At 57.4% G+C, this 26,878-nt stretch carries 31 protein-coding genes; 13 read left to right on the top strand and 18 right to left on the bottom strand.

Translation table 11 applies throughout. The features are described from left to right. The first annotated feature begins 11 nt into the window (after positions 1–11). Genes RS584_RS19460 through citG form a run of 7 tightly spaced genes read left to right on the top strand, consistent with a single transcriptional unit; the run spans position 12 to position 5,944 of the window. A complete protein-coding gene (locus RS584_RS19460) occupies positions 12–875 on the top strand; it encodes a fumarylacetoacetate hydrolase family protein (RefSeq protein ID WP_015571851.1) in 864 nt (287 codons plus the stop codon). Between the two features lie 13 nt (positions 876–888). Continuing rightward, positions 889–1,911, top strand: coding sequence for a [citrate (pro-3S)-lyase] ligase (gene citC / locus RS584_RS19455; RefSeq protein WP_315748484.1), 1,023 nt, complete (start codon positions 889–891; stop codon positions 1,909–1,911). Between the two features lie 16 nt (positions 1,912–1,927). Further along, a complete protein-coding gene (gene citD / locus RS584_RS19450) occupies positions 1,928–2,221 on the top strand; it encodes a citrate lyase acyl carrier protein (protein ID WP_017382935.1) in 294 nt (97 codons plus the stop codon). Then, a complete protein-coding gene (citE, locus tag RS584_RS19445; RefSeq protein WP_023306921.1) occupies positions 2,218–3,093 on the top strand; it encodes a citrate (pro-3S)-lyase subunit beta in 876 nt (291 codons plus the stop codon). The genes citD and citE overlap by 4 nt, the downstream gene beginning before the upstream one ends. A gap of 10 nt (positions 3,094–3,103) precedes the next feature. Beyond that, positions 3,104–4,627 (top strand): citrate lyase subunit alpha, encoded by a 1,524-nt coding sequence (citF, locus tag RS584_RS19440; protein ID WP_315748483.1) that lies wholly within the window; start codon positions 3,104–3,106, stop codon positions 4,625–4,627. Continuing rightward, entirely contained in the window at positions 4,624–5,163 is a 540-nt protein-coding gene (gene citX, locus RS584_RS19435; RefSeq protein WP_022651835.1) for a citrate lyase holo-[acyl-carrier protein] synthase, read from the top strand. Before citF ends, citX begins: the two co-directional genes overlap by 4 nt. Next, positions 5,141–5,944 carry a triphosphoribosyl-dephospho-CoA synthase CitG gene (gene citG, locus RS584_RS19430; protein ID WP_315748482.1) on the top strand — a complete coding sequence of 268 codons (804 nt, stop codon included), beginning with the start codon at positions 5,141–5,143 and terminating at the stop codon, positions 5,942–5,944. The genes citX and citG overlap by 23 nt, the downstream gene beginning before the upstream one ends. A 79-nt stretch (positions 5,945–6,023) precedes the next feature. On the opposite strand, the gene RS584_RS19425 is transcribed toward citG, so the two are convergent. From RS584_RS19425 to mutY, 4 genes are all read right to left on the bottom strand, one after another. Further along, a complete protein-coding gene (locus RS584_RS19425; protein ID WP_015571846.1) occupies positions 6,024–7,280 on the bottom strand; it encodes a nucleoside permease in 1,257 nt (418 codons plus the stop codon). A 283-nt stretch (positions 7,281–7,563) separates the two neighbouring features. After that, entirely contained in the window at positions 7,564–8,640 is a 1,077-nt protein-coding gene (mltC, locus tag RS584_RS19420) for a membrane-bound lytic murein transglycosylase MltC (protein ID WP_017382930.1), read from the bottom strand. Between the two features lie 124 nt (positions 8,641–8,764). After that, the gene (locus RS584_RS19415; RefSeq protein ID WP_003862425.1) at positions 8,765–9,037 is read right to left on the bottom strand and encodes an oxidative damage protection protein; all 273 of its coding nucleotides are present in this window, start codon (positions 9,035–9,037) and stop codon (positions 8,765–8,767) included. 26 nt (positions 9,038–9,063) lie between these two features. Next, the gene (gene mutY / locus RS584_RS19410) at positions 9,064–10,116 is read right to left on the bottom strand and encodes an A/G-specific adenine glycosylase (RefSeq protein WP_169802915.1); all 1,053 of its coding nucleotides are present in this window, start codon (positions 10,114–10,116) and stop codon (positions 9,064–9,066) included. Between the two features lie 144 nt (positions 10,117–10,260). Between mutY and trmB the strand changes: the two genes are divergently transcribed. The 3 genes from trmB to RS584_RS19395 are packed head-to-tail and all read left to right on the top strand — an operon-like array spanning position 10,261 to position 12,080. Then, positions 10,261–10,980 (top strand): tRNA (guanosine(46)-N7)-methyltransferase TrmB, encoded by a 720-nt coding sequence (gene trmB / locus RS584_RS19405; RefSeq protein WP_015571843.1) that lies wholly within the window; start codon positions 10,261–10,263, stop codon positions 10,978–10,980. Continuing rightward, on the top strand, positions 10,980–11,306 hold the full coding sequence (locus RS584_RS19400) for a YggL family protein (protein ID WP_006178455.1): 327 nt from the start codon (positions 10,980–10,982) through the stop codon (positions 11,304–11,306). The genes trmB and RS584_RS19400 overlap by 1 nt, the downstream gene beginning before the upstream one ends. 57 nt (positions 11,307–11,363) lie before the next feature. Then, entirely contained in the window at positions 11,364–12,080 is a 717-nt protein-coding gene (locus RS584_RS19395) for a DUF2884 domain-containing protein (protein ID WP_003862419.1), read from the top strand. Between the two features lie 83 nt (positions 12,081–12,163). On the opposite strand, the gene RS584_RS19390 is transcribed toward RS584_RS19395, so the two are convergent. Genes RS584_RS19390 through RS584_RS19365 form a run of 6 tightly spaced genes read right to left on the bottom strand, consistent with a single transcriptional unit; the run spans position 12,164 to position 15,879 of the window. After that, positions 12,164–12,502: an endonuclease domain-containing protein gene (locus tag RS584_RS19390; protein WP_017382927.1), complete on the bottom strand. Its 339-nt coding sequence runs from the start codon at positions 12,500–12,502 to the stop codon at positions 12,164–12,166. Positions 12,503–12,558: 56 nt separating this feature from the next. After that, positions 12,559–13,707: a radical SAM family heme chaperone HemW gene (gene hemW / locus RS584_RS19385; RefSeq protein ID WP_045343978.1), complete on the bottom strand. Its 1,149-nt coding sequence runs from the start codon at positions 13,705–13,707 to the stop codon at positions 12,559–12,561. Next, positions 13,700–14,293, bottom strand: coding sequence for an XTP/dITP diphosphatase (locus RS584_RS19380; protein WP_015571839.1), 594 nt, complete (start codon positions 14,291–14,293; stop codon positions 13,700–13,702). Before RS584_RS19380 ends, hemW begins: the two co-directional genes overlap by 8 nt. 3 nt (positions 14,294–14,296) lie before the next feature. Next, positions 14,297–14,593, bottom strand: coding sequence for a DUF167 family protein YggU (yggU, locus tag RS584_RS19375; protein ID WP_032654984.1), 297 nt, complete (start codon positions 14,591–14,593; stop codon positions 14,297–14,299). Continuing rightward, positions 14,590–15,156 (bottom strand): YggT family protein, encoded by a 567-nt coding sequence (locus tag RS584_RS19370; RefSeq protein WP_015571838.1) that lies wholly within the window; start codon positions 15,154–15,156, stop codon positions 14,590–14,592. The genes yggU and RS584_RS19370 overlap by 4 nt, the downstream gene beginning before the upstream one ends. Before the next feature lie 21 nt (positions 15,157–15,177). Then, positions 15,178–15,879 (bottom strand): YggS family pyridoxal phosphate-dependent enzyme, encoded by a 702-nt coding sequence (locus RS584_RS19365; protein ID WP_062938543.1) that lies wholly within the window; start codon positions 15,877–15,879, stop codon positions 15,178–15,180. A 17-nt stretch (positions 15,880–15,896) separates the two neighbouring features. On the opposite strand from RS584_RS19365, the gene RS584_RS19360 reads away from it, so the two are divergent. Further along, a complete protein-coding gene (locus RS584_RS19360; RefSeq protein ID WP_077580089.1) occupies positions 15,897–16,877 on the top strand; it encodes a type IV pilus twitching motility protein PilT in 981 nt (326 codons plus the stop codon). Positions 16,878–16,886: 9 nt separating this feature from the next. On the opposite strand, the gene ruvX is transcribed toward RS584_RS19360, so the two are convergent. From ruvX to metK, 8 genes are all read right to left on the bottom strand, one after another. Further along, positions 16,887–17,303, bottom strand: coding sequence for a Holliday junction resolvase RuvX (ruvX, locus tag RS584_RS19355; RefSeq protein ID WP_006811925.1), 417 nt, complete (start codon positions 17,301–17,303; stop codon positions 16,887–16,889). Next, positions 17,303–17,863, bottom strand: a complete 561-nt coding sequence (locus tag RS584_RS19350; protein WP_315748480.1) for a YqgE/AlgH family protein — start codon at positions 17,861–17,863, stop codon at positions 17,303–17,305. Before RS584_RS19350 ends, ruvX begins: the two co-directional genes overlap by 1 nt. A gap of 74 nt (positions 17,864–17,937) precedes the next feature. Next, positions 17,938–18,885, bottom strand: coding sequence for a glutathione synthase (gene gshB / locus RS584_RS19345; RefSeq protein ID WP_315748479.1), 948 nt, complete (start codon positions 18,883–18,885; stop codon positions 17,938–17,940). A 31-nt stretch (positions 18,886–18,916) separates the two neighbouring features. After that, positions 18,917–19,648, bottom strand: coding sequence for a 16S rRNA (uracil(1498)-N(3))-methyltransferase (rsmE, locus tag RS584_RS19340; protein ID WP_017382923.1), 732 nt, complete (start codon positions 19,646–19,648; stop codon positions 18,917–18,919). A 51-nt stretch (positions 19,649–19,699) separates the two neighbouring features. Further along, a complete protein-coding gene (gene endA, locus RS584_RS19335; protein WP_003860034.1) occupies positions 19,700–20,407 on the bottom strand; it encodes a deoxyribonuclease I in 708 nt (235 codons plus the stop codon). A gap of 94 nt (positions 20,408–20,501) precedes the next feature. Further along, positions 20,502–20,999, bottom strand: coding sequence for a SprT family zinc-dependent metalloprotease (locus RS584_RS19330; RefSeq protein ID WP_015571833.1), 498 nt, complete (start codon positions 20,997–20,999; stop codon positions 20,502–20,504). A gap of 58 nt (positions 21,000–21,057) precedes the next feature. Continuing rightward, entirely contained in the window at positions 21,058–22,455 is a 1,398-nt protein-coding gene (gene galP, locus RS584_RS19325) for a galactose/proton symporter (RefSeq protein WP_015571832.1), read from the bottom strand. Between the two features lie 416 nt (positions 22,456–22,871). After that, positions 22,872–24,026: a methionine adenosyltransferase gene (gene metK, locus RS584_RS19320; RefSeq protein ID WP_003860037.1), complete on the bottom strand. Its 1,155-nt coding sequence runs from the start codon at positions 24,024–24,026 to the stop codon at positions 22,872–22,874. Between the two features lie 660 nt (positions 24,027–24,686). Between metK and yqgB the strand changes: the two genes are divergently transcribed. Together yqgB and speA are read left to right on the top strand one after the other, a co-directional pair. Then, positions 24,687–24,818 (top strand): acid stress response protein YqgB, encoded by a 132-nt coding sequence (yqgB, locus tag RS584_RS19315; protein ID WP_057979949.1) that lies wholly within the window; start codon positions 24,687–24,689, stop codon positions 24,816–24,818. An 8-nt stretch (positions 24,819–24,826) separates the two neighbouring features. Further along, the gene (gene speA, locus RS584_RS19310; protein ID WP_017382922.1) at positions 24,827–26,803 is read left to right on the top strand and encodes a biosynthetic arginine decarboxylase; all 1,977 of its coding nucleotides are present in this window, start codon (positions 24,827–24,829) and stop codon (positions 26,801–26,803) included. Positions 26,804–26,878 lie beyond the last annotated feature (75 nt).

The following is a 26,878-nucleotide window of genomic DNA, read 5'->3' as shown; positions in this document are numbered from 1 at the left end:
AGGAAAGAACAATGAAACTCGCAAGCTTTTTATACCAGGGAAAACGCAGCTACGGCATCGTACAGGCCGAAGGCGTGATTGATTTGGGCCGCCGCCTGGGCGACCGCTATGGCGACCTTAAAGCGCTGTTGCAGGGGAACGGGCTGGCGCAGGCCACCCGTTTTCTGAACGACGCGGTGGATGTACCGCTGAATGCCATCACCTTCTTACCGGTGATTGTCCAGCCGGAAAAAATCCTCTGCGTGGGCATGAACTATGCCGACAAGCGCAAGGAGTTTGACCAGCACAACCCGGCCCCGACGCTGTTTGTGCGCTTCCCGGATTCACAGACCGGCCACAACGAGCCGGTGCTGAAGCCGCGCCACTCCAGCGAGTTCGACTACGAAGGCGAGCTGGCGGTGATCATCGGCAAAGGCGGGGAGAACATCAGCCGCGACGACGCCCTGCGCCACGTGGCGGGCTACAGCTGTTACATGGACGGCTCCGCCCGCGACTGGCAGCACACCTGGTTCACCGCCGGGAAAAACTGGCGCCAGACCGGGGCGTTCGGCCCGTGGATGGCGACGGCGGATGAGATCCCGGACCCGCACAGCCTGGCGATCCGCACCTGGCTGAACGGCCGCATGGTGCAGGAAGACAACACCAGCAGCATGATCCACAAGGTGGCGGAGCTGATCGAGTACATCAGCACCTTCACCCGTCTCAGCCCGGGCGACGTGATCATCACCGGCTCGCCTGGCGGCGTGGGTAAAAAGCGCAACCCGCCGCTGTTTATGAAGGAGGGGGATCGCATTGAGGTGGAGATCGAGCATATCGGTCATCTGAGCAACGTGATCGTGGAAGCGCCAGCCGTCGGGCTCGCGGCAGCGCACTGAGTAAGGCGGCAGCATGCAATCGCAACCCATTGATTTTCGGCATACCGTTGTGGCGAAACACCCGGAACGCTTAAGCCAGATCCGCTACCTGCTGGCAGACAGCGGCCTTGGCCTGGACAACGACATCACGCTGTTTGTCGAAGCCTGGTCCGGCGCGCAGCTGGTGGGTTGCGCCGGGCTGGCTGCCAACGTCATCAAATGCGTGGCGGTCAACGAGCAGCTTCGTGGGGAAAACCTCAGCGCGCGTCTGCTTGCAGAGGTGGAAAACGCGGCGCTGGAGCGCGGCCATTTTCACCTCTTCCTCTGCACCCGTCCGTGCAATAAGGAGCGCTTTGGCCGCAGCGGTTTTTGGCCGATTGCCCAGAGCGGGAACAACGCGGTGCTGATGGAGAACACCCCGCAGGGGATTGCGCGCTACTGCCGTACCTTAAGCCGGATGCGAAAGGACGGGGAGAAAACTGGCGCGATCGTGATGAACGCCAATCCGTTCACCCTCGGCCATCGTCATCTGGTGGAGCAGGCGGCGGCGCAGTGCGATGCCCTGCATCTGTTTGTGGTGCGTGAAGACGCCTCGTTCTTCCCGTTCAGCGCGCGCATTGAGATGGTGCGTGCGGGCGTGGCGCATCTGCCGAACGTGGTGGTGCATGAAGGCTCGCAGTACATCATCTCCCGCGCCACCTTCCCGGCCTACTTCCTGAAGGAGACCGGCAAAGTGCAGCAGGCGTGGAGCGAGATCGACGTGCTGATCTTCCGGGACTATATCGCCCCGGCGCTGGGCATCACGCACCGCTTCATCGGCTCGGAGCCGTTCTGCGACATCACCCGGCAGTATAACCAGACGCTGCACGACCTGCTGGCCTCACACATCGACGTGGTGGAGATGCCGCGCATCAAAGCCACCGGCAACGCCATTTCGGCCTCGGAAGTGCGCCGTTTACTCAAGACACAGCAGTTTTCCCGGATCCGGGAGATTGTCCCGGACTCCACCTTCGCGCACCTCGAAGCACATTATCGTGCGAGTGCGGAAGTCGCATAACTATCAGGAATTTATCATGAATATTGTAAGGGAGGCGCTGGCCGGAACGCAGGAGTCCAGCGACCTGATGGTGAAAATCGCCCCCGCTCACGGTGAGCTGGAGATTGTCATCCACAGTGAAGTGATTAAGCAGTTTGGCGAGCAGATACGCCAGGTGGTCAACGACACATTGCGCGCCATGAACGTGCACCAGGGATTAATCATTATTGAAGATAAAGGGGCGCTGGACTGTGTGATCCGCGCTCGCCTGCAAAGCGCGCTTCTGCGTGCCGCCGATGAACAGGCCATCAACTGGGGGGCGCTGAAATGAGCAAACTCCGCCGCAGTATGCTGTTCCTGCCAGGCGCCAATGCCGCCATGCTCTCTACCGCCTTTATCTACCGCCCCGACTCCATCATGTTTGACCTTGAGGACGCCGTGGCCCTGCGCGAGAAAGACACCGCACGCATGCTGGTGTTCCACGCGTTGCAGCACCCGATGTATCAGGATATCGAAACCGTGGTGCGCATTAACCCGCTGAGCACGCCGTTTGGCCTGCTGGATCTGGAGGCCGCCGTGCGCGCGGGCGTGGACGTGATTCGCCTGCCGAAAACCGACACCCCGGACGATATTTACGAGCTGGAAGGCCACCTCGAGCGTATCGAGCAGGAGTGCGGGCGTGAGGTGGGTTCCACCCGCGTGATGGCGGCGATTGAATCGGCCATTGGCGTCATCAACGCCGTGGCGATTGCCCGCAGCTCCCCGCGCCTGATCGGCATCGCGCTGGCCGCCTTTGACTACGTGATGGACATGCAGACCGAGCGCGGCGACGGCACCGAGCTGTTCTATGCCCGCTGCGCCGTGCTGCACGCCGCACGCGCCGCCGGTATCGACGCCTTCGACGTGGTGTGGTCCGACGTTAACGACGAAGCCGGGTTCCTGCGCGAGGTCGACCTGATCCGCAAGATGGGCTTCAACGGCAAATCGCTGATTAACCCGCGCCAGATAGACCTGCTGCACAACGCCTACGCCCCGACTCAGGAAGAGGTGGATCACGCCAAAAGGGTGATTGAGGCGGCAGAAGAGGGCGAGCGTAACGGCCTGGGCGTGGTGTCGCTCAACGGCAAAATGGTGGATGCACCGATTATTAACCACGCGCAGGTGGTGCTGGAGCGCGCGGCGGCCTCTGGCGTGCGTCGGTAAGGATGACATAATGAATCAGACAGAACTTCTCCATGTAAATTTCCCCCATCTGCGGGATCTGAAACCCTTTGATACCGCCCACAGCGCGACGCCGTGGCTGGCGGACAGCGAGGCGAAGCACAGCCGCAAGCTCTGTGCCTCAATTGAAGAGGCGGTTAAGCGCAGCGGCTTGCAGGACGGGATGACCATCTCCTTCCACCATGCCTTTCGCGAAGGCGACCGGGTGATCAACACCATCGTGGCGCTGCTGGCGCGGATGGGCTTCAAAAATCTGACCCTGGCTTCCAGCTCGCTGATGACCTGCAATGACGCGCTGATCGAGCATATCGAGAGTGGCGTCATCACCCGGATTTACACCTCCGGCATGCGCGGCAGGCTGGCGGATGCCATCTCCCACGGGCTAATGGACGAGCCGGTACAAATTCACTCCCACGGCGGGCGCGTGAAGCTGCTCCAGGACGGCGAACTGAGCATCGACGTGGCATTTCTTGGCGTGCCGTGCAGCGATGAGTTTGGCAACGCCAACGGCACGCACGGAAAATCGTGCTGCGGTTCGCTGGGCTACGCCATGGTGGACGCGCACTTTGCCCGTAAGGTGGTGCTGCTGACCGAAGCGCTGGTGCCATTCCCCAATATGCCCGCCAGCCTGGTGCAGGATCAGGTGGACTACATCGTGCAGGTGGAGAGCGTGGGCGACCCGGCGAAAATCAGCGTCGGCGCGGCGCGCGTCACCAGCAACCCGCGCGAGCTGATGATCGCCCGCTACGCGGCGGACGTGATTGAACACTCTGGCTATTTCAAACCAGGCTTCTCGATGCAGACCGGCTCCGGCGCAGCGGCCACCGCCTGCACCCGTTTTATGGAAGAGAAGATGGAGCGCGGCGGCGTGAAGGCGCGCTTCGCCCTTGGCGGCATCACCGGCAGCCTGGTGGATCTGCACGAGAAGGGGCTCATCGAAAAGCTGCTCGACACCCAGTGCTTTGACGGCCAGGCAGCGGCCTCGCTGGCGCGCAACCCGAACCACGTGGAGATCTCCACCAACGTCTACGCCAACCCCGGCAGCAAGGCGGCAAGCTGCGACCAGCTCGACGTGGTGATCCTCAGCGCCCTGGAAATCGACGTCGACTTTAACGTCAATGTCATCACCGGCTCCGATGGCGTGATGCGTGGCGCATCCGGCGGACACTGCGACGTGGCGGCGGCAGCCAACCTGACCATTGTGGTCGCGCCGCTGCTGCGAAGCCGCATCCCGACTGTCGTGAAGCGCGTTACCACCCGCCTCACACCGGGGGAGAGCATTGACGTGCTGGTCACCGACCACGGTATTGCGGTCAACCCGGCGCGCCCGGAGATCCGCGAACGACTTATGGAAGCAGGGCTGAAGGTTGTAGATATCAACGCGCTGTATGAGCGAGCGATTTCGTTGACAGGCGTACCGAAACCGATTGAGTTCACCGACAAAATCGTCGGGGTGATCCGCTACCGCGACGGCAGCGTGATCGACACCGTTCGACAGGTAAAGGAGGAAGTGTGACTATTGCGACACCCGTGCGGACGGGTGTCAGCCTGGACGAACTGCTGGCGGCGAAAGAGCGCCGCGCAGCGCGCCAGGCTGACATGCTTGCGCACTATCAACAACCGGTGATCTCCCTCACGCTGGTTACGCCCGGGGAAATCAAAGACAGCCTTCGCTATCGCAACACCATGGGCGTGGCGCTGCAAATGTGCGACCAGCTGCTGTGGGAAAACCGCTGGCAGGTGCTGGACCGTAAGGTGCTGTGGCTACCCACCGGACCTGAAGCCTTGTGGTGCATCGCGCATCCGGCGGCGGAAATTAAGGCGCACTGTGCAGAACTGGAGCAGACGCACCCACTCGGCAGGCTGTGGGATCTGGATGTGATCTGCCCTGAAAACGGCCACGTCGGGCGTCAGTCGCTGGGGGCGAATCTCAGACGCTGCCTGATCTGTGACGAGCCCGCTCATGCCTGTTCCCGTTCGCGCAATCACCCCGCTGAGCAGGTGGTTTCCCGCGTGGAGAAGATGATCGATGACTGGTTTGCTCGCGACTGAACCGCGCCCGGTTGATCTCCCTGCGCTTGCCGCAGATGCGCTGTGGCAGGAGCTGGAGCTGACGCCAAAACCGGGGCTGGTGGACAGGCTCAATAACGGCTCCCATCGCGATATGGATCATGCCTTGTTTGTCCGCAGCATTATGGCGATTACGCCGTGGTTTGCCCGGTTTACGGAACTGGGTGAAGTACATGCGGCCAAACCTGCCGATCGGCAGTTGCGGATTCTTCGTCCGATGGGAATGGCCTGCGAGCAGGCAATGTACGCCGCCACGGGCGGGGTAAATACCCACAAGGGCGGTATTTTTGCCCTCGGTTTGCTCTGCTTCACCGCCGGGCGGGTGAAAAATATCTCTGCGGATAGCCTCTGTTGTGAGGTAAGTAACATCTGTCGCGGGCTGGTGGCGAGGGAGCTGGCCGGACGCAGCGGGCAGGCAACGGCGGGGGAGCGGCAGTTTCAGCTGTACGGTTTAACCGGCGCGCGTGGCGAGGCAGAAAGCGGCTTTGCCACGGTGCGTAAGGCTTTGGATGCGTGGAATGGTCAGTCGCTTCACGGCCTGCTGTTGCGCCTGATGGCGGTAAATCAGGACAGCAATCTCGTTTCGCGCGGCGGCATTGAGGGGCTGCGCTACGTTCAGGGCTACGCGCGGGAATTACTGGCTAACGGCTGGGACTGCGAGGCGTTGCTGAAGATGGATAAGGCATTGATTGAACGCAATCTGAGCCCGGGCGGCAGCGCGGATTTGCTGTCGGTGGGGTGGGTGCTTTCTGGAATAAAATAGCCGGGTGGCGGCTACGCCTTACCCGGCCTACGGTCTGGTTTTGTAGGCCCGGTAAGCGCAGCGCCACCGGGCACAACAATCAATGCGCGATCGGCTGCGCACCGTGCGGCTCGCGCACGTGCTTGTACTTGAACAGCGCGATGAACGCGAAGAACAGCACCAGCGAGTACCCGGCGAAGATCAGCCACACTGGTTGCCAGTTGGTGATGCCGTTAGTGGTATACATCTCAACCACTTTGCCGCTCACCACGCCGCCCAGAATACAGCCGAAGCCGTTGGTCATCATCAGGAACATGCCCTGCGCACTGGCGCGGATTTCAGGCTTCACCTCTTTTTCCACAAACACCGAGCCGGAGATGTTGAAGAAGTCGAAGGCACAGCCATAAACAATCATCGACAGAACCAGCAGCACGGTGCCGAACGCGCTCGGGTCGCCATAGGCGAACAGACCGAAGCGCAACATCCAGGCGGCGATACTGATCAGCATGACGTTCTTGATACCGTAGCGGCTCAGGAAGAACGGGATGGTCAGGATGAACAGCGTCTCGGAGATCTGCGAGATGGACATCATCACCGACGCGTGTTCGACGATAAAGCTCCCTGCAAACAGCGGATCGTTATCGAAGCTGTGCAGGAAGGTATTACCGAACATGTTGGTGATTTGCAGTTCCGCGCCCAGCAGCATGGAGAAGATAAAGAAGATCGCCATGCGTTTGTTTTTAAACAGTGCGAAGGCGTCCAGGCCAAGCATGGTGCTCCAGCTCTGGTTTTTCTGCTGATTAGATACCGGAATAGTGGGCAGTGTCAGGGTGAACAGCGCCAGCAGTACGGAGAGCGCCGCGCCGATGTAGAGCTGCATATGGCTCAGCTCGAAGCCCGCGAAGCTCACGCCCCACATCGCCATGATAAAGCCGATGGTGCCCCAGATACGGATTGGCGGGAAGTCGGTGACGATATCCAGACCGGCAGATTTCAGGCGATAGTAGGAGATGGTGTTGATCAGGCCAAGCGTTGGCATATAGGCCAGCGAGTTAAGCAGGATCACCATGAACATCGCCCCCGGCGTGGTCACTTCGGCCGCCATAAACAGCGTCCCCGCACCCACCAGGTGGCAAAGCATATACAGCCATTTCGCGCTTAGCCATTTATCCGCCACGATACCGAGCAGCGTTGGCATGAAGACAGCCGCAATACCCAGCGAGCTGTAAACGGCACCGATCGACGCACCATCGAACTTGAGCGTCACAAACATATAGGAGCCGAGTGTAGTCAGCCAGCTACCCCACAGGCAGAACTGCAGAAACGACAAGATTTTAAGCTGCAGCTTAAGGTTCATGTTACTTTCCTCACAAGTGAGCGGGAGATATGTTGTTTTGGGAACATTCAGGGTTGTTATTTGATGCAATTCTATCAGTTGGCAACGATATGTTTTGTTACCTCCCGCAAAAAAATGCAATCCACATTAATTTGCAGTCTGGATTGTGATGCAAATAGCATTTTCGTATGGGTGGGATGAGATGGGTGCGGTCTGATGTCCCCTCACCCTAACCCTCTCCCAGAGGGAGAGGGAACTTGAATACCCTCTCCCTCTGGGAGAGGGCAGGGTGAGGGGTAGCTTTTTAGCGGCGACGGTAGTTCTTCTGCGCCGTATTCACCTTATACAGATAGCGGCGTGATTCCGCAGACGGGTGGCGGGTGGTGAGGGTTGAGTAGACATCCCCCGGCGCCATGCTGTTGATGATGTTCGCGGCCTGCACTTTGTCATTTGAGAAGACGCGCAGCACGCTGCCCGCGCCACCGTTATAGGCGGTGATCACCGCATAGCGGCGTGAGGTTGGGTTATCAATCCCGCCCAGGTAGACATTGTTCAGCATCGCCAGGTAGGCCGTACCGGTATCAATGTTGCTTTGCGGATCGAACAGGTAGCTGCGGCTCGGCGTGCCGGATTTCCCCTGTGCGCGGAACACGTCTTTACCGGCGCTGTGCTGTACAACCTGCATCAGCCCCAGCGCGTCGGAACGGCTTACCGCGTAGGGGTTGAACGAGGACTCGGTCTGCATAATCGCCAGGATCAGCGACTCATCCACGCCATACTTACGCGACGCCTGACGCACCATGCCCAGATACTTATGCGCACGCTTGTCGAGGTGGTTCGGCACCAGGTTGATGGTGACGCTGTAGATCACTTTCAGGCCGTTGGTGCGGCTTTTCAGGCGCGTTTGCAGCAGGTAGTCGGCAAATTTCGTGGCGCGGCCTTCCCAGCGGATCGGCTGACCGGTCTGGTCAACGACCTGGCCATACAGAAACGGCTCTTTGGAGATGGTGATGTCATCGGCATCAGAGTAGAGGTCGATAGACCCCGGATCGTCGCCCATCAGCAGGGTTTTGATGATGGCCTGACGTAAATGCGCCGCAGGTTCAGTCCCTGCGATGGTTTCAACCGTAATCGTACCGTCATCGAAGTTGATGTGGCTACGGGTCTGATAGGCGTCGGTGTACTTAACGTAGTCCTTCGGTCCGGCAATAAGAACTTCGTTAAATCCCCATATGTTCTCGATGTTGTGGGCAAACTGCCCCATCAAAATGTCAAAACCGTTGGTGTCCTTGACCCAGGCTTCGTTGTATTCATCGCCTTTTTTGGAAGAACAAGACACAAGCAACGGCGCAACAAGGGCTAGCGCTAAAAGTTTTTTCATCATTCCGGGAGTGCGTGTTGTGTTTGCTTTGGGGTTGCTGTTGCCGGGTGGCGCTGCGCTTACCCGGCCTACAAAACCGTAGGCCCGTGCAAGCGCAGCGCCGCCGGGCAGCAGCTGCGCGTTATTATTTTTCCGGTGGTGTATAGCCTTCGATGTGGACGTCTTTACCCTCGAACAGGAAGTTCACCATCTCCTGCTCCAGCAGTTTGCGATGTTCCGGGTTCATCATGCTGAGCTTTTTCTCGTTGATCAGCATGGTCTGCTTCTTCTGCCACTGTCCCCAGGCTTCTTTGGAGATCTCGTTGTAAATGCGCTTACCCAGGTCGCCCGGGTAGAGCTGGAAATCCTGGCCTTCAGCGTCGCGCTGTAGGAAAGTACAAAAAATGGTTCTGGCCATACTCATTCCTCTTTGTCTTGCCGATGCTAAACCATTGCACCGACACGTAATTGCTGTAACAGGCGCTCCACGGGAGCCGCCAGCCCGACTGATGGCGGTTGCGCTAAGTTATACCAGAGAGCGTTGCCTTCATCCATGCACGACGTGAATGAGGACACGGGAAGCCACATCGGCACAATATCCAGATGGAAATGGCTGAAGGTATGACGGAACGCGTTGAGTTGCGTCAGGGTATCGGCCGCAATGCCGCGCTGTTCAAGCCATGCCCGAAGCGAGGCTTCATCCTCAAACTGTGGGAAGCAGTATAGACCACCCCACAGGCCACTCGGCGGGCGCTGAGCGAGAAACACCTCGTCGCCATGCTGCATCAGCAGCATGTACCCGGTGCGTTCAGGCAGCGTCTGCTTCGGTTTTTTCCCCGGATACTGCGCCCAGGTGTGGTTCGCATACGCCACGCAGAGGTTGTTTACCGGGCAAAGTTCGCACTTCGGTTTTGAACGGGTGCAGACCATCGCGCCCAGATCCATCATCGCCTGGTTAAAACGCTCCACCCCTTTCGCCGGAGTGACCGCTTCACTGATCTCCCACAGGCGTTTCTCAACCTCTTTCTTGCCCGGCCAGCCATCTATGGCGTAGCAGCGTGCGAGCACGCGCTTGACGTTGCCGTCGAGAATAGGGAAATGTTTGCCTAAAGAGAGGGAGAGGATTGCGCCTGCGGTTGAACGCCCGACGCCGGGCAAATCCGCCACCTCGTCAAAGGTCTCCGGGAATTTACCGTTGTGGCGGGTGGCGACCTGCTGTGCGGCTTTGTGCAGATTGCGCGCGCGGGCGTAATAGCCCAGGCCTGTCCACAGGTGCAGTACCTCGTCCAGCGGCGCGTTGGCCAGATCGGTGATTGTCGGGAAGCGCGCCATAAAACGCTCGAAGTAAGGAATGACCGTCGCGACCTGCGTTTGTTGCAACATCACCTCGGAGAGCCATACTTTGTACGGCGTTTTTTCAATTTGCCAGGGCAGGGTTTTACGCCCGTATTTGTCGTACCAGTCCAGCACCTGGGCTGAAAATTGAGAGGCTTGCATGGTCATCGATTCGCTTAATCAGGGACGCAGATTGCAGCACAGCGTCAATCTGCTGTAAACCGGATCTTTCCCATGCTTGCATAGAAGCCTTAACTTTGGATAATGCCCGTTTCCCGAACATTCTCACAAGCAGACAACTCTTTTATGAAAAACGACGTCATTTCACCGGAATTTGATGAAAACGGTCGCCCGCTGCGCCGTATTCGCAGCTTTGTCCGCCGTCAGGGGCGCCTGACAAAAGGGCAGCAACACGCGCTGGACAACTACTGGCCGGTGATGGGCGTTGAGTTCAGCGAGCAACCGCTCGACTTCACCGACCTGTTTGGCCGCGACGCGCCAGTGACGCTGGAGATTGGTTTTGGCATGGGCACCTCGCTGGTGACTATGGCGAAAGCGCGCCCGGAGCAGAACTTCCTCGGTATCGAAGTACACTCGCCGGGCGTCGGCGCGTGCCTGGCAACGGCCCACGAAGAGGGCGTTGAGAACCTGCGCGTCATGTGTCACGACGCGGTGGAAGTGCTGCACAAAATGATTCCTGACAATTCTTTGAACATGGTTCAGCTCTTTTTCCCTGACCCATGGCACAAAGCGCGTCATAATAAACGCCGTATCGTTCAGGCGCCGTTTGCCGAGCTGGTGAAAAGTAAGCTCAAGCTGGGCGGCGTTTTCCACATGGCGACCGACTGGGAACCTTATGCGGAACATATGCTTGAAGTGATGTCGTCCCTGGACGGGTATAAAAATCAGTCTGAAAGCAACGACTACGTACCGCGTCCGGATTCACGTCCGGTGACAAAATTTGAACAGCGTGGCCATCGTCTTGGTCACGGCGTATGGGACTTAATGTTCGAGAGGGTGAAATAATGGCAAAGAATCGTAGCCGTCGTCTGCGTAAAAAGATGCACATCGAAGAATTCCAGGAAGTGGGTTTCTCCGTTGCCTGGCGCTTCCCGGAAGGCACCAGCGTCGAACAGATCGACCAGGACGTTGATGCGTTCATCAACGAGGTGATCGAGCCAAACAAGCTGGCCTTCGACGGTAGCGGCTATCTGGCGTGGGAAGGTCTGATTTGCACCCAGGAAGTGGGGAAATGCACCGAAGAGCATCAGGCGCTGGTACGCAAATGGCTTGAAGACCACAAAATGGAAGATGTCCGCGTCAGCGAACTTTTCGACGTTTGGTGGGACTAATAAAGCAAGAACGGGGCCAGCATTAGCTGGCCCATTTTGTCTGAGGGAGTGTTAAAGATGCGCAAAACGTTGCTGGCTGTTGCTTTACTGGCAATCGGATCCACCGCCCATGCGGAGTATAAATGTAGCGTCACCCCGCGTGATGACGTGGTGCTGAGTCCGCAAACCGTGCAGGTTAAGGGCGAGAATGGCAATCTGGTGATTACGCCGGATGGCAACGTGACCTTTAACGGCAAACCGCAAAACCTGACGGCCGCCCAGCGCGAGCAGGCGATGGACTACCAGGCCGAGTTGCGTACCGCGCTGCCCTGGATCAACGATGGCGCGCTGACCCGCGTCGAGAAAAGCCGCGTGGCGCTGGATAAAATCATCACCAAAGAGGTGGGGGAGAGCAGCAATATGCGCACCCGCCTGACGAAGCTGGATAAACAGCTGAAAGAGCAGATGAACCGTATTATCGAGACGCGCTCTGATGGCCTGACGTTCCACTATAAGGCGATCGATCAGGTGCGTGCCGACGGTCAGCAGCTGGTGAACCAGGCGATGGGCGGCATTCTCCAGGACAGCATCAACGAGATGGGCGCCAAAGCGGTGCTGAAGGGTGGCGGTAATCCGTTGCAGGGTGTACTGGGTAGCCTGGGCGGACTGCAAACCTCGATTCAGAACGAGTGGAAGAATCAGGAAGCCGATTTCCAGCAGTTCGGCAAAGACGTGTGTAAACGCGTGGTGTCTCTGGAAGACAGCCGGAAGGCGCTGGTGGGGACGCTGAAGTAACTCCTCTGCGCGCAGGACCCCTCACCCCGGCCCTCTCCCACAGGGAGAGGGAGTAACCAGTTCCCTCTCCCTGTGGGAGAGGGTTAGGGTGAGGGCATCAGGCATTGCAATCGTTGCAAAATAGCCATCAGCACCTGCTCCTCATTAGTCCTGAATTCATTATTCCAGAACCGTACGACTTCCCATCCGTTCGTATTCAAAAACGCGGTACGACGTGAATCATAGTTCTCCTCATCCTGATGTTGCCCACCGTCCAGCTCAATAATCAGCTTCGCCTTAAAGCAGGCAAAATCCACGATATACGGCCCAACCGGCATCTGACGACGAAACTTATACCCGAAGAAACGACGACCTCTGAGCAAATACCAGAGGCGTACTTCTTCGGGTGTCATTTGTTTGCGGAGTTGTTTTGATTTTTCCATCCCCACACTCTGCCAGCCTTTCCCTCAGCCAGCAGAACGGGATGTAAAATTCTGAATCAGCCTTCAGGATTTTCAGCGAGGAACAGCTCAAGAAGGGAGTTTAAGAACAGCTTGCCGTGCTCGGTGATCTGCCAGGACTCATCACACTCGGTCAGATACCCCTGCGCCAGCGCCTCGTCAATCTGCGGACGAATCACTGACTCCGGCAGCCCGGTATAACGCGTAAATTCCGCGCGCGGTGCGGCTTCCAGCAGACGGAAGCGGTTCATAAAGAACTCAAACGGCTTATCCGCCGCCTCGACGTCGTGCTGACGCTCCAGGTAGCGGCCTTCCATATACCCGCGCGGGTGACGCGTTTTGGCGGTACGCAGAATGCGTCCGTCCGGGAAGGTCACTTTGCCATGTGCGCCGCAGCCAATTCCCAGATAATCACCAAAACGCCAGTAGTTCAGATTGTGCTGACACTGATAGCCCGGCTTCGCATACGCCGACGTTTCGTATTGCTGATACCCCGCCGCGGTCAAAAGCTGGTGGCCCTGCTCGAAGATATCCCACAGCGCGTCATCGTCCGGCAGCACCGGAGGACGGGAACCAAACAGGGTGTTCGGCTCAATGGTCAGCTGATACCACGACAGATGCGGCGGATTCAGTTCAATCGCCTGACGCAAATCGTCCAGCGCTTCTTCGAGCGACTGATCCGGCAGGCCGTGCATCAGGTCGAGGTTAAAGCTGCGCAGCCCAAGCCCCGTTGCCAGGTTTGCCGCGCGCTTTGCCTCTTCCGGGCCGTGGATACGCCCCAGACGCTTCAGCTTTGGCTCGCTAAAGCTCTGCACGCCGATAGAGATACGGTTCACGCCCGCACGCTGATACTCGACAAAACGGTCGGCCTCAACGGTACCGGGGTTGGCTTCCATCGTAATTTCAGCATCCACTGCCAGGTTCAGGCGTGCGCGCACGCCATCCAGCAGCGTCTGCATCGCCGGGCCTGAAAGAAGGCTTGGCGTACCGCCACCAATAAAAATGGTCTTCACTTCACGTCCCTGCGCGTACGGTACATCGGCATCCAGATCGGCCAGCAGATGCGCGACGTAATCATCGTGCGGCACTTCGCCCTTCAGCGCGTGCGAGTTGAAATCGCAGTACGGGCATTTCTGCACGCACCATGGGATGTGAATATAAAGACTCAGAGGCGGCAAATTAGCCATTACGCAGTGCTTCCAGTAACAGTTTCAGGGCGCGTCCACGGTGGGAGATCGCGCTTTTCTCTTCGCGGGTGAGTTCCGCAGCGGTTTTTCCCTCGGTCGGGACAAAGAAAATCGGGTCGTAACCAAAGCCGCCGTTGCCCGCCGCTTCACGGGTGATCACGCCCGGCCAGCTGCCGTGACAGACAATCGGCGTGGGATCTTCCGCGTGACGCATGTAGACCAGCACGCAGTGGAACTGCGCGGTACGCTGTTCGTCAGGGACGTCTTTCAGGGCCACAAGCAGCTTTTCCAGATTCTGCTGGTCGGTGGCGTCCACCCCGGAATAGCGGGCGGAGTAAATCCCCGGCGCACCGCCCAGAAAATCCACGGCCAGACCGGAGTCATCGGCTATCGCGGGCAGTCCGGTGATCTGCGCCGCATGGCGCGCTTTTAGAATGGCGTTTTCGATAAACGTCAGGCCGGTCTCTTCGGCGGAGTCCACGCCCAGCTCGGTCTGAGCCACCACGTCCAGCCCAAAATCATTTAATAGCGAGGCCAGCTCGCGCACTTTACCGGCGTTACCGGTGGCGAGAACAACTTTCTGCATGGTTTAGTCCTGTTCTTTCAGAGCCGCGACTTCCGTCGGGATAGATTGCGGGTTAAGGATTTTTACCTGTTTATGCCGGCCAAGTTCACCTTTCTCAATGATGACCTGGCTTTTAGCGACGCGAAACTGTTTAGCCAGATATTTGGTCAGATGCGCATTCGCCTGGCCGTCAACCGGCGGGGCAGTGATGGCGACTTTTAGCTCGTCGCCATGCAGCCCAACAATACTGTCGCGGCTGGCTTTCGGCTGAATGTACAGCCGTAAAACCAGCCCGTCGGCGCAGGAGCTAACTGCACTCATAACGCCATCCACAGCCCCGGCAGCAGCATATTACCCGTCGCCTGTAACAGTTCCGCGATACCCATATTCAGCACGTACAGCAGCAGAACGAGAAGCATCGGGGAGAAGTCGATTCCGCCCATTGCAGGCAGCAGGCTACGAATCGGACGCAGCAACGGTTCAGTCAGCTGAATCAACGCGTACTCCACCGGGCTACGGCCCCGGCTTACCCAGCTCATGATCGCCATCACCAGCAGGACCCAGAAGATCAGCGAGCCGACGGTTTTAACCAGGATCAGAACGGCTGAAATCCAGATAATCGGCTGGAAAGTGATGACCATAAACAGCACGATCGCTTTGATAACGCTCAGAATAAACGCCATCAGCAGAGATGAACTGTCAATTGGCCCCATTGCCGGAATGACGCGGCGAAGCGGCCCCACAACGGGCTGCGTGATTTTCACGATAAATTGTGAGAATGGATTGTAAAAATCACAACGGGCCCACTGCATCCAGACGCGCAACAGCAGCGCCATCGTATACAGTTCAATGACCGTTGAAAGCAGGAAAGTCAACGTCTTCATGGCGTTCCTCAGGTTTCCTTATTATTGGGGGTAATCGCGCGCACCGAAAATTGCTGTGCCGATGCGCACCATGGTGCTGCCTGCCGCGATGGCGGCTTCCATATCGTCCGACATGCCCAGAGAAAGCGTGTCTACCGTGTCATAGCGCGCCTTAAGCGCCTCAAATGCTACAGCCATTTGCTGTGCCACGGCAAACTGCCTTTCATAACTTGACTCTGGCGCCGGGATAGCCATCAGCCCGCGCAGGGTTATGCGCGGCAGCGCCGCCACGTCCGCCGCCAGTGCATCCAGTTCGCCCAGCGTAATGCCGGACTTGCTGTTTTCATCGCTGATGTTGATTTGAATCAGCACGTTAAGCGCTGGCATCTCCATAGGGCGCTGGTCGCTCAGACGGGTAGCGATGCGCAGACGATCGATGGTGTGGCACCAGTCAAAGTGCTCTGCTACCAGACGGCTTTTGTTCGACTGTAGCGGACCGATAAAGTGCCATTGCAGGTCTGTATTTCCCCGTTCCCGGAAAGCGCGAATTTTATCCACGCCTTCCTGCACATAGTTTTCACCAAAGGCACGATGACCGGCGGCTATCGCTTCTGCGATGGCGCTCGCAGGCTTAGTTTTGCTGACTGCAAGCAACGTAATTTCTTCTGGAGCACGGCCGCAACGCGTTGCCGCGGCTGAGATTTTGTCCCGGACCTGTGCCAGGTTATGCGCAATGTCGTTCATTTTCCGAGGAGTAGTCTATGGATGTGGAAGAAATTGTGGCCCTTAGTGTAAAGCATAACGTCTCCGATCTACACCTGTGCAGTGATTCGCCACCGCGCTGGCGCAGGTCAGGCCGTCTTGAACCTGCGCCGTTTCCGCCCCCGGATGTGGAGGCGTTATTAAAAGCGTGGCTCAACGACGAACAGCAGGGCGCATGGTGGGCAAACGGGCAGGTGGATTTTGCCGTTACCCTCGCAGGCCGTCAGCGGCTGCGCGGCAGTGCGTTTAAGCATATGCTCGGCGTTTCGATTGCGCTGCGGCTGTTGCCGCTGACGTGCCCGCAGCTCTCTGCGTTAGGTGTGCCGCGAGCGATCCCGGAGCTGCTGTCCAATGACAATGGCCTGATTCTGGTCACCGGCGCCACCGGCAGCGGGAAATCGACCACCCTGGCCGCGATGGTCGATTTCCTCAATCACCAGACGGACGGGCATATTCTGACCCTGGAAGATCCGGTGGAGTTTATGTTCCAGAGCGAACGTTGCCTGATCCAGCAGCGGGAGATAGGCCAGCACAGCCCGTCCTTTTCCGAGGCGCTGCGCAGCGCGCTGCGTGAAGATCCGGATGTGATTCTGCTTGGTGAGCTGCGTGACAGCGAGACGATACGCCTGGCGCTGACGGCGGCGGAAACCGGCCATCTGGTGTTGGCCACGCTGCACACGCGCGGTGCGGCGCAGGCGATCGAGCGCCTGGTCGACACCTTTCCGGCGCAGGAGAAAGATCCGGTGCGTAATCAGCTGGCGGGAAGCCTGCGTGCGGTCCTGGCGCAGAAGCTACGTCAGGATGTCCAGGGTGGGCGCGTGGCGCTGTATGAGCTACTGGTGAATACCTCGGCGGCGGCAAATCTGATCCGCGAAGGCAAAACCTGGCAACTGCCGGGCATTATTCAAACGGGGCAGCAGGCGGGAATGCAGAACTTTGAGCAGAGTCTGGCGGAGCGACGGGCGCAGGGGCGGCTGTAGCCCCGGCGCTCAGTAACCCTGTTCGAAATAGCTTTCGAGGATAATGACGGCTGAAGCTGAATCCACGCTGCCTTTGTTCAGCGCCCGGAAGCCACCGTGTTCGAACAGGCCAGCGCGTGCCTCGACGGTGCTCAAACGTTCATCGTGCAGCTTAACGGAGACGCCAAAGCGGCCATGGATTTTGTTCGCGAACTTGCGCGCGCGGGCGGTAAGCGGTTGCTCGGTGCCGTCCATGTTTAGCGGCAGGCCGACAATCACGTCGTCCGGCTGCCACTCTTTGAGCAAGCGCTCAATAAGGTTCCAGTCCGGCGTGCCGTCGTTAGCTTTCAGCGCCGTGAGCGGGCGAGCGGTGCCGGTGATCCGTTGACCCACAGCGACGCCGATGCTTTTGGTGCCGAAGTCGAAGGCGAGAAGGGTGCCGCTCATTACGCGTGCCCCGCAACGCCAGGCATGGTCAGAATATCAATGCCAATCAGTTTTGCCGCGTCACGCCAGCGATCGGCAATAGGGGTTTTAAACAGGATATTCATATCCGCAGGGGCTGTCAGCCAGGCGTTGTCCAGAATTTCTTGTTCCAGCTGCCCTTTTTCCCAGGAGGCGTAGCCGAGCGCAACCAGCACCTCAGAAGGCTGACTGGAAGTGCCCAGCGTTTCAAGCACGTCGCGAGAGGTGGTGACGACGGTGTTATCGGAGATACGAATGCTGGACGAGAAAACCGGCGGGGTATGCAGGATAAAGCCACGATCTTCTGCAAGCGGGCCGCCGAGCATCACCGGTTTATCGAGACGGATTTCCGGTAGCCGCGCTTCAGCAGGGATTTTCAGCTTGTCCAGAATGCCTTCCACCTGGAGGTTTTCCAGCGGCTTATTGATGATAATCCCCATCGCGCCGTCTTCGTTGTATTCGCAAATATAGACCACGGAGCGGCGGAAAATCGGATCCTGGAGAGCAGGCATGGCAATAAGAAAGTGATGCTGTAAATTCATTGTCAGAGGTACTGTTTCCTGGTTTAAAAAGCGACAGCGCCCAGTATGGGGATAAACACAGGCGCTGTCACAGGTTATTTCTGTAAACGTTTTTCGATAGCGTCCATCAGCATTCCGGAGATCGAGATCGGGAATTCCGCTTCGATTTCACGAATGCAGGTCGGGCTGGTGACGTTCACTTCGGTCAGGCGATCGCCGATGATATCGAGGCCGACGAAGATCAGGCCTTTGGCTTTTAGCGTAGGGCCGACGCGGCGGGCAATTTCCCAGTCGCTTTCGCTTAACGGACGCGGTTCGCCACGGCCGCCGGCCGCCAGGTTGCCACGGGTTTCCCCTCCCTGCGGGATACGCGCCAGGCAGTAAGGCACCGGCTCGCCGTCTACGACCAGCACACGCTTGTCGCCGTCTTTAATGGCCGGCAGATAGTTCTGCGCCATGCAGTAGCGGGTTCCCAGCTCGGTCAGCGTTTCGGCAATCACGCCAATGTTCGGGTCGCCCTCTTTCACGCGGAAGATCGACGCGCCGCCCATGCCGTCCAGCGGCTTCATGATGATGTCGCCGTGCTTCTGCCAGAATTCTTTCAGCTGCGTTTTGCTGCGGGTGACGAGCGTTTCCGGCGTCAGGTCAGAGAACCATGCGGTATAGAGCTTCTCGTTGCAGTCGCGCAGGCTCTGCGGCTTGTTGACGATCAGCGTTCCTTTCTCTTCGGCACGCTCAAGGATATAGGTGGCATAAATGTATTCGGTGTCGAACGGCGGATCTTTACGCATCAGGATCACGTTAAGGTCGGCCAGGGCAATATCCTGTTCGGTGCCGAATTCGTACCATTTTTCGTAGTTCTGCTCGACGTTAACGATGCGGGTGCGTGCGCGGGCTTCACCGTTGATCAGGTAAAGATCGTTCATCTCCATATAGTGGAGTTCATAGCCGCGACGCTGCGCTTCCAGCAGCATAGCGAAGCTGGAGTCTTTCTTGATGTTAATGTTTGCGATGGGGTCCATCACGATGCCGAGCTTAATCATCTTCTTCTCCGGTTATGGGTCAGGCTTTGCTTCAACCCAGATCGCCAAATCGCACCTGTAGCGCGGTAATGGCGGTGAGTGCCGTTGTCTCAGTGCGCAGAACGCGAGGTCCCAACAGAATATCAGTAAACTGGTAACGCGCCGTCATGGCAATTTCGTCAGCCGACAGGCCGCCTTCCGGGCCAATGAGCAGGCGTACACGCTCAACGGGCAGCGGCAGCGTATTGATGCTGGCGCTGGCGCGCGGATGAAGATTGAGCTTAAGCCCGCTTTCCTCTTCTGCACACCAGTCCTCCAGATCCATCGCCGGGCGGATCTCCGGGATACGGTTGCGGCCGCTCTGTTCGCAGGCCGCAATGGCAATTTTTTGCCACTGCTGGATCTTTTTGTTCAGACGTTCCGCATCCAGTTTAACGCCGCAGCGCTCAGAAAAAAGTGGCGTAATGAGGCTTACACCCAGTTCAATGGATTTCTGAATGGTGAACTCCATCTTTTCCCCACGTGACATCACCTGGCCCAGGTGAATGTGCAGCGGGGATTCCCGGTCGTCCACGTCGCCACGCAGCACCTTCACGTGCACGCTTTTTTTATCGGCGCGCGTAATTTCAGCGTCGAAAACCTGATTAGAGCCGTCAAAGAGCTGAATCGCCTGGCCTGCCCCCATGCGCAGCACGCGACCTACATGGTTTGCGGCATCATCAGACAGGGCGATTTCGCCGCCTGGGGTAATCAGTTCAGGGTGATAGATGCGAGGGATGCGCATAGTCAGAAATTCCATGTGTCATGCGATATAAGCGAATTGCCGTAGTGTAGGTTAGCTCTTTTGCGCCTGGCAAGCCCGCTGGACGTAAGGGTTGTGATTCCCCTGGACTTTGGCGATACGTTCGTCGCGCTGGCATTCCCAGTCCGTCACCGGGTAGAGCTTGTCCCAGGCATTGAAGAGCTGCGTCTGCTGGCGGGAAAGATTGAGATCGTAGCGGTCGCGCATATAGAAATAAGTGCGGGCGATGCTGCCGCGTGCGCGGGCAGGTGGTTCGGCGACTTTCTCTTTGAAATCGACCTTCATGGCGCACTGACCGTACTGGCCTTCGCCACCGTTCCACTGGCTGTACATGAAGTTTCCGCGGTCGCCATTGACCTCACCCACGGCGGGTTGCAGGTTGTGCATATCGCTTTCCATCTGGCGGTAGACCGGATCTTTTGCGCAATTTTTACGTCCACCGTCCTGCCAGCACTGGCGCTGGTGGCCAAACTGCCAGGCCGGAACAACGTGTTCCCATTCGATTCGGCTGGCGCGATTCTCGTTCTTGCGCACCTTATAGCCGCAGGATCCCAGATCCACGACCCCTTTCTTACCCTGCCAGTTAATTTTACAGCCGCAGTAGAAATCACCCGGTACGTCGGCGTTAATCTTTACGCCCGCGGTTTTTGCCTGAGAGAAACTGTGAATACCGTCGGCCAGAGCATGGCCGGAGAGCGCTGTCGCCAGAAAAGCGACCGCGAGAGAAACATTACGGGACATCTTACACTCCGTGTCAAAACGAGCCCGCAACGTAACGAATGTTGTTCCCGTATGCAATCAGTCAGATCAGGAAAGTTCCTGAAAGTTCGAGTGATTATTCCGCAACCAGAGGTTCGCCGCATTTAACGCAGCGATAGGTCGCCTCGCCGCGCACCACACGGTTGTGACGGCGGACGGTAAGCTGGTGCTGCTGACACTGGCAGCGGTAGGGGAAGGTATTGCGGCGTACCGATTCCAGCTCGAACTGATGGGTGCGGCGGGCCGGAACCCCGAGCACCGCCTCCATCATCCACTTCCACTCTTTGCCGTGCGGCGCGACGCGGCCAAAGTGTTTCCACACCAGCAGGTGCGCCAGCTCGTGCGGGACGACTTCGTCGATAAACGCCTGCTGGTTTTCCATCATCAGCACCGGATTCAGGCGGATCTCATACGACTCCAGCCAGGCTGTGCCTGCCGCGGTGCCACGCTGCTGATAGACCAGCTTCGGTTCAGGATAATTGCGGCCGAGCTTCAGGTTGGCCTGGGCGAGTTTTTCCCGCAGGCTGCGCATGACGGCTTGCTGAATGGCGATGGGGAGACGGGGAGCTTTCATAGGGGCAGAGCATAAAGCGGGAAGCGGGGAGGCGCAAGAGGCGCCTCCCGCAGGAGGATCAGTCGTGTGCGCCGATTTCGCGCAGAGGACGACCTTTCATCAGGTTACGTTCAATGTGTTCCAGTGAAACATGTTTGGTTTCAGGAACCAGCCAGATAGTGAGAACGATAAAGAACAGGTTCAGACCGGCGTAGACCCAGAAGGTATTGGCGTTACCCAGGGTATTGAGCATGGTCAGGAACGTTGCGCCGACGATCATGTTGGCAATCCAGTTGGTTGCGGTAGAGCAGGTGATGCCAAAATCACGCCCTTTCAACGGCTGGATCTCAGAGCACAGCACCCAAATCAGCGGACCGGCGCTCATCGCAAACCCAATGATAAACATCAGCAGCATCGCCACGGCGAAGTACTGTGCCGTTGGGGAATGAATGCCCATGTGCATCATGGTACCCAGCACGCCCATCCCGACGGCCATCACCAGGAAGCCCAGCGTCAGGGTTGGCTTACGTCCCCAGCGGTCCACCAGACCGATAGCGATAAAGGTCGCCAGCACGTTGGTCAGGCCGACGATCACGGTGCCCCACATCTGCTCGGTGGTGTTGGTGTAGCCCGCCAGTTCGAAGATTTTCGGCGCGTAATACATGATGACGTTCATCCCGGTGAACTGTTGCATGATCTGTAACAGCACACCGAGGAACACCGCGCGGCGGAAGTTGCTGTTCTCTTTGAACAGCGCCCAGCCGGACTGTTTGACCTTCAGGCTTTCGCGGATCTCTTCGAGCTCGTTTTTGGCTTCGGCGCTGGTATCACGCAGGCGTAAGAGCACGCGTTCGGCATCATGGAAGCGGCGTTTGGCGGCGAACCAGCGCGGACTGTCCGGCAGGAAGAAGACGCCAATCAGCAGCAGGATGGCTGGAATGATGATTACCCCCAGCATCCAGCGCCATGCGCCGCTGTAGCTGAATGCGGTATCCGAGAGATAAGCCCCCAGAATACCGATGGTGATCATCAGCTGATACATGGAAATCATGCTGCCGCGGATTTTTTCCGGAGCGATTTCAGACAGGTACAGCGGGGCAGTATAAGACGCCACGCCCACTGCCAGACCGAGCAGCACGCGGGAGATGATCAGCACTTCAACGTTAGGCGCAGCGGCAGAGAACAGTGAGCCGGCAACGAACAGGATCGCGCCGATCATCAGGCTCTTTTTACGCCCGAGCTTAAAGGAGAGCCAGCCGCTACCGACCGCGCCGACGGCGGCACCGAACATCATGGAGCTAACCACCCATTCCTGAGTGTGTGCGCTAATCTGGAACTCATCGGTGATGAAAGGTAATGCACCGGCAATTACGCCAATATCCAGGCCAAAGAGTAATCCTGCCAGAGCGGCGAGGAAGCAGACGAAGAACGTCATTGCCTTATTGGACGTACGCCCCTGTTTATTATTGTCAGGCATTATGCCCTCCAGTTGGGTTATCAGTTTTTACGATATTAAGAGTAGGTGAGCGGCTCATAAAAATATGTGAGTCAAATCACAACGGTGTAATCGGTTACACTAGCTTGTAACCGTAAAAATAATTAAAGCTTTGAAAATATAGAGGTAAATTAATTGATGTGCATCGCGTTTGCACAAATTTCAGACTTAACTGAAAGGGAATGTAACAGCAGAAGAAATGCGATCATGCAAAGAGAATATTCTGAAAGCGGGGTATAGAGAGTGAGGTGTAAACGGTTCCAAACATTGCCGGGTGGCGGCTGCGCCTTACCCGGCCTACAAAAACTCACTACCCGTAGGTCGGGTAAGGCATAGCCGCCATCCGACATAAAAAAGGCCAGCACAAAGGCTGGCCTGTTTAAGCTGCTGGCAGTCGATTATTTCAGACCGGCAGCATCACGCAGCAGGGCAGCTTTGTCGGTTTTTTCCCATGGGAAATGTTCGCGACCAAAGTGACCGTACGCTGCGGTTTCCTGGTAGATTGGGTGCAGCAGATCCAGCATCTGAATCAGACCGTATGGACGCAGGTCGAAGAACTCACGCACCAGCAGGGTCAGCTGTTCAGAAGGCACTTTTTCAGTACCGAAGGTTTCCACCATGATGGAGGTTGGCTCAGCCACGCCGATGGCGTAGGAAACCTGAATTTCACAGCGGTCAGCCAGACCGGCAGCAACGATGTTTTTCGCCACATAACGTGCAGCGTACGCCGCAGAACGGTCAACTTTAGACGGATCTTTACCGGAGAATGCGCCGCCGCCGTGACGTGCCATGCCGCCGTAGGTATCTACGATGATTTTACGACCGGTCAGACCGCAGTCACCCATTGGGCCGCCGATAACAAAGCGTCCGGTTGGGTTGATGAAGAATTTGGTCGCAGAGCTCAGCCATTCAGTTGGCAGAACCGGCTTGATGATCTCTTCCATCACCGCTTCTTGCAGGGATTTCTGGTCAATCTCTTCAGCATGCTGCGTGGAAAGAACCACTGCATCGATACCGACGATTTTCCCGTCGTCATACTGGAAGGTCACCTGGCTTTTCGCATCCGGACGCAGCCACGGCAGGGTGCCGTTTTTACGCACTTCAGCCTGACGCTGCACCAGACGATGGGCGTAGGTTACCGGCGCTGGCATCAGCACGTCGGTTTCGTTGGTTGCGTAGCCGAACATCAGGCCCTGGTCACCCGCGCCCTGTTCCAGCGGATCGGCACGGTCAACGCCCTGGTTGATATCCGGAGACTGTTTGCCAATCGCGCTCAGTACGGCGCAGGAGTTGGCATCAAAGCCCATATCAGAATGTACATAGCCAATCTCACGCACCGTGTTACGGGTGATCTCTTCGATATCAACCCATGCGCTGGTGGTGATCTCACCGCCAACCAGAACCATGCCGGTTTTGACATAGGTTTCACACGCTACGCGCGCCTTTGGGTCCTGCGCGAGGATCGCATCCAGCACCGCATCGGAGATTTGGTCAGCAATTTTATCAGGATGTCCTTCTGATACGGACTCGGACGTAAACAGGTGTTTTGCCATGTTTTATTTCACCTAAGAGGAATTTGGTTAGCTCAAGCTGCTGTGTGGAATAGCCATAGGAGATAATTCTACCAAGGCCTACAGGATTTTGACACTGGCAGTCTGAGTGTTAATCGGTATGGATGGATTAACATCTGGACGTCTATTTTAGGTCACTTCTTCACCCGATTTCCAGTTTTTTTTGACTCACCTCTCACTGCGTTGAAAACACGGCTGGAAATTTTTCCTGACGACGCTGGCAACCTGCGCATTTTTGTTTTGCTTTTTAGCGACCTTCTCGGTATAAAACGCGGCGCGCGGCTCATATAAAATAAGCGCTCGATGAATACATCGTGTCGCCACTTCCAGCCGGGTTAAGCAGTGAACTTTTAGCTTTGGCTTGTGGTCCGTTTCAGCAGAGGCGGCCGTGGAGGTGATACGAGATAATGAACCATCGTTTTCCGCTCATTCAGCGCAGCCGTTCTGGCGCGCATTTGATTCCCACCCGCACTTCTGGTCTAAACACCTGCCGATGTTATACCCATCTCGGTGCTTCTCAGGATTCCAGAGCCGGTCACGCTTTGTGAAAACTGAACAAGGGCGCTCTTGTTAATACAGGAGTTTTCTCGTGGTTTCGCCGAACCTTGTCATACAGAGTTCGGATACGTGTTTTACAATGATATGAATAAGAAACCGGTCGCACGGTCTGGATTTCAGCATACTCTGCTGGGAAATGGAGCCGTTAATGGGTTGTTATCGCCGTATAACGCTGCGATAGTAGTCAACTGTTTTACACTTAATACAAAGAGTTGAGGTTCGCTATGTCTGACGACATGTCTTCGCTTTCGCCTTCGTCAGCAGGCGAACAGGGTGTACTACGTTCTATGCAGGAGGTTGCGATGAGCTCCCAGGAAGCCAGCAAGATGCTGCGCACTTACAATATTGCCTGGTGGGGCAATAACTACTACGACGTTAACGAGCTGGGCCACATCAGTGTCTGCCCGGATCCGGACGTCCCGGAAGCGCGCGTGGATCTCGCTAAACTGGTGAAAACCCGTGAAGCGCAGGGTCAGCGCTTGCCTGCACTGTTCTGCTTCCCGCAGATCCTGCAACATCGCCTGCGTTCTATTAATGCCGCGTTCAAACGCGCGCGGGAATCGTATGGTTATAACGGCGACTATTTCCTCGTTTACCCGATCAAGGTCAATCAGCACCGTCGCGTGATTGAGTCCCTGATCCACTCCGGCGAGCCGCTGGGCCTGGAAGCAGGCTCTAAAGCGGAGCTGATGGCGGTTCTGGCGCACGCGGGCATGACCCGGTCGGTGATCGTCTGTAACGGCTATAAAGACCGCGAATACATTCGTCTGGCGCTGATTGGCGAGAAGATGGGCCACAAGGTCTATCTGGTGATCGAGAAGATGACCGAAATCGCGATCGTGCTGGAAGAGGCCGAGCGTCTGAACGTGATCCCACGCCTTGGCGTGCGTGCGCGACTGGCGTCGCAGGGTTCCGGTAAATGGCAGTCTTCCGGCGGTGAAAAATCCAAGTTCGGCCTCGCGGCGAACCAGGTGCTTCAGCTGGTGGAAATTCTGCGCGAGCGCGGTCGTCTGGACAGCATTCAGCTGCTGCACTTCCACCTCGGCTCGCAGATGGCCAATATTCGCGACATCGCCACTGGTGTGCGTGAATCCGCGCGTTTCTACGTTGAGCTGCATAAGCTCGGCGTGAATATTCAGTGCTTTGACGTGGGCGGCGGCCTGGGCGTGGACTACGAAGGGACCCGCTCGCAGTCTGACTGCTCGGTAAACTATGGCCTGAACGAATATGCCAACAACATCATATGGGCGATTGGCGATGCCTGCGAAGAGCACGGCCTGCCGCACCCGACGGTGATCACCGAATCCGGCCGCGCGGTCACCGCGCACCATACGGTGCTGGTCTCTAACATCATCGGCGTTGAGCGTAGCGAAATCACCGAAGCCACGCCTCCGGCAGACGATGCCCCACGTTCCCTGCAAAGCATGTGGGAAACCTGGCAGGAGATGCACGAGCCGGGCACGCGTCGTTCCCTGCGCGAATGGCTGCACGACAGCCAGATGGACCTGCACGATATTCACGTCGGCTACTCGTCAGGCACCTTCAGCCTGCAAGAGCGCGCGTGGGCCGAGCAGCTCTACCTGAATATGTGCCACGAAGTGCAGAAACAGCTCGACCCGAGCAACCGCGCGCACCGTCCAATTATCGACGAGTTGCAGGAGCGTATGGCGGACAAAATGTACGTCAACTTCTCCCTGTTCCAGTCGATGCCGGATGCCTGGGGTATCGACCAGCTGTTCCCGGTTCTGCCGCTGGAAGGGCTGAACCACGCCCCGGAACGCCGCGCCGTGCTGCTGGACATCACCTGTGACTCCGACGGCGCAATTGACCACTACGTCGACGGCGACGGTATCGCAACGACGATGCCAATGCCGGAGTACGATCCGGAGAACCCGCCAATGCTGGGCTTCTTTATGGTGGGTGCGTATCAGGAGATCCTCGGCAACATGCACAACCTGTTCGGTGATACCGAAGCGGTTGACGTGTTTGTCTTCCCTGACGGCAGCGTGGAGGTTGAGCTGTCCGACGAAGGGGACACAGTGGCGGACATGCTCGAATACGTTCAGCTCGATCCGAAAAAACTGCTCACCCAGTTCCGCGATCAGGTGAAAAACACCGGTCTGGACGATGCCTTGCAGCAGCAGTTCCTGGAAGAGTTTGAAGCGGGTCTGTACGGGTACACCTACCTGGAAGACGAGTAAGAAAACCTCCCTCTCCCTTGAGGGAGAGGGTCGGGGTGAGGGCAGGCCGCTGTGCCGCCGATGCCCGGTGGCGCT

Origin of the sequence: Enterobacter sp. DTU_2021_1002640_1_SI_PRY_ASU_LCPMC_013, assembly GCF_032389435.1 — a bacterium.
GTDB classification, from domain to species: domain Bacteria; phylum Pseudomonadota; class Gammaproteobacteria; order Enterobacterales; family Enterobacteriaceae; genus Enterobacter; species Enterobacter hormaechei_C.
Note: the sequence above shows the minus strand (reverse complement) of the source record. Positions and strands in the feature narration are given on the sequence as shown.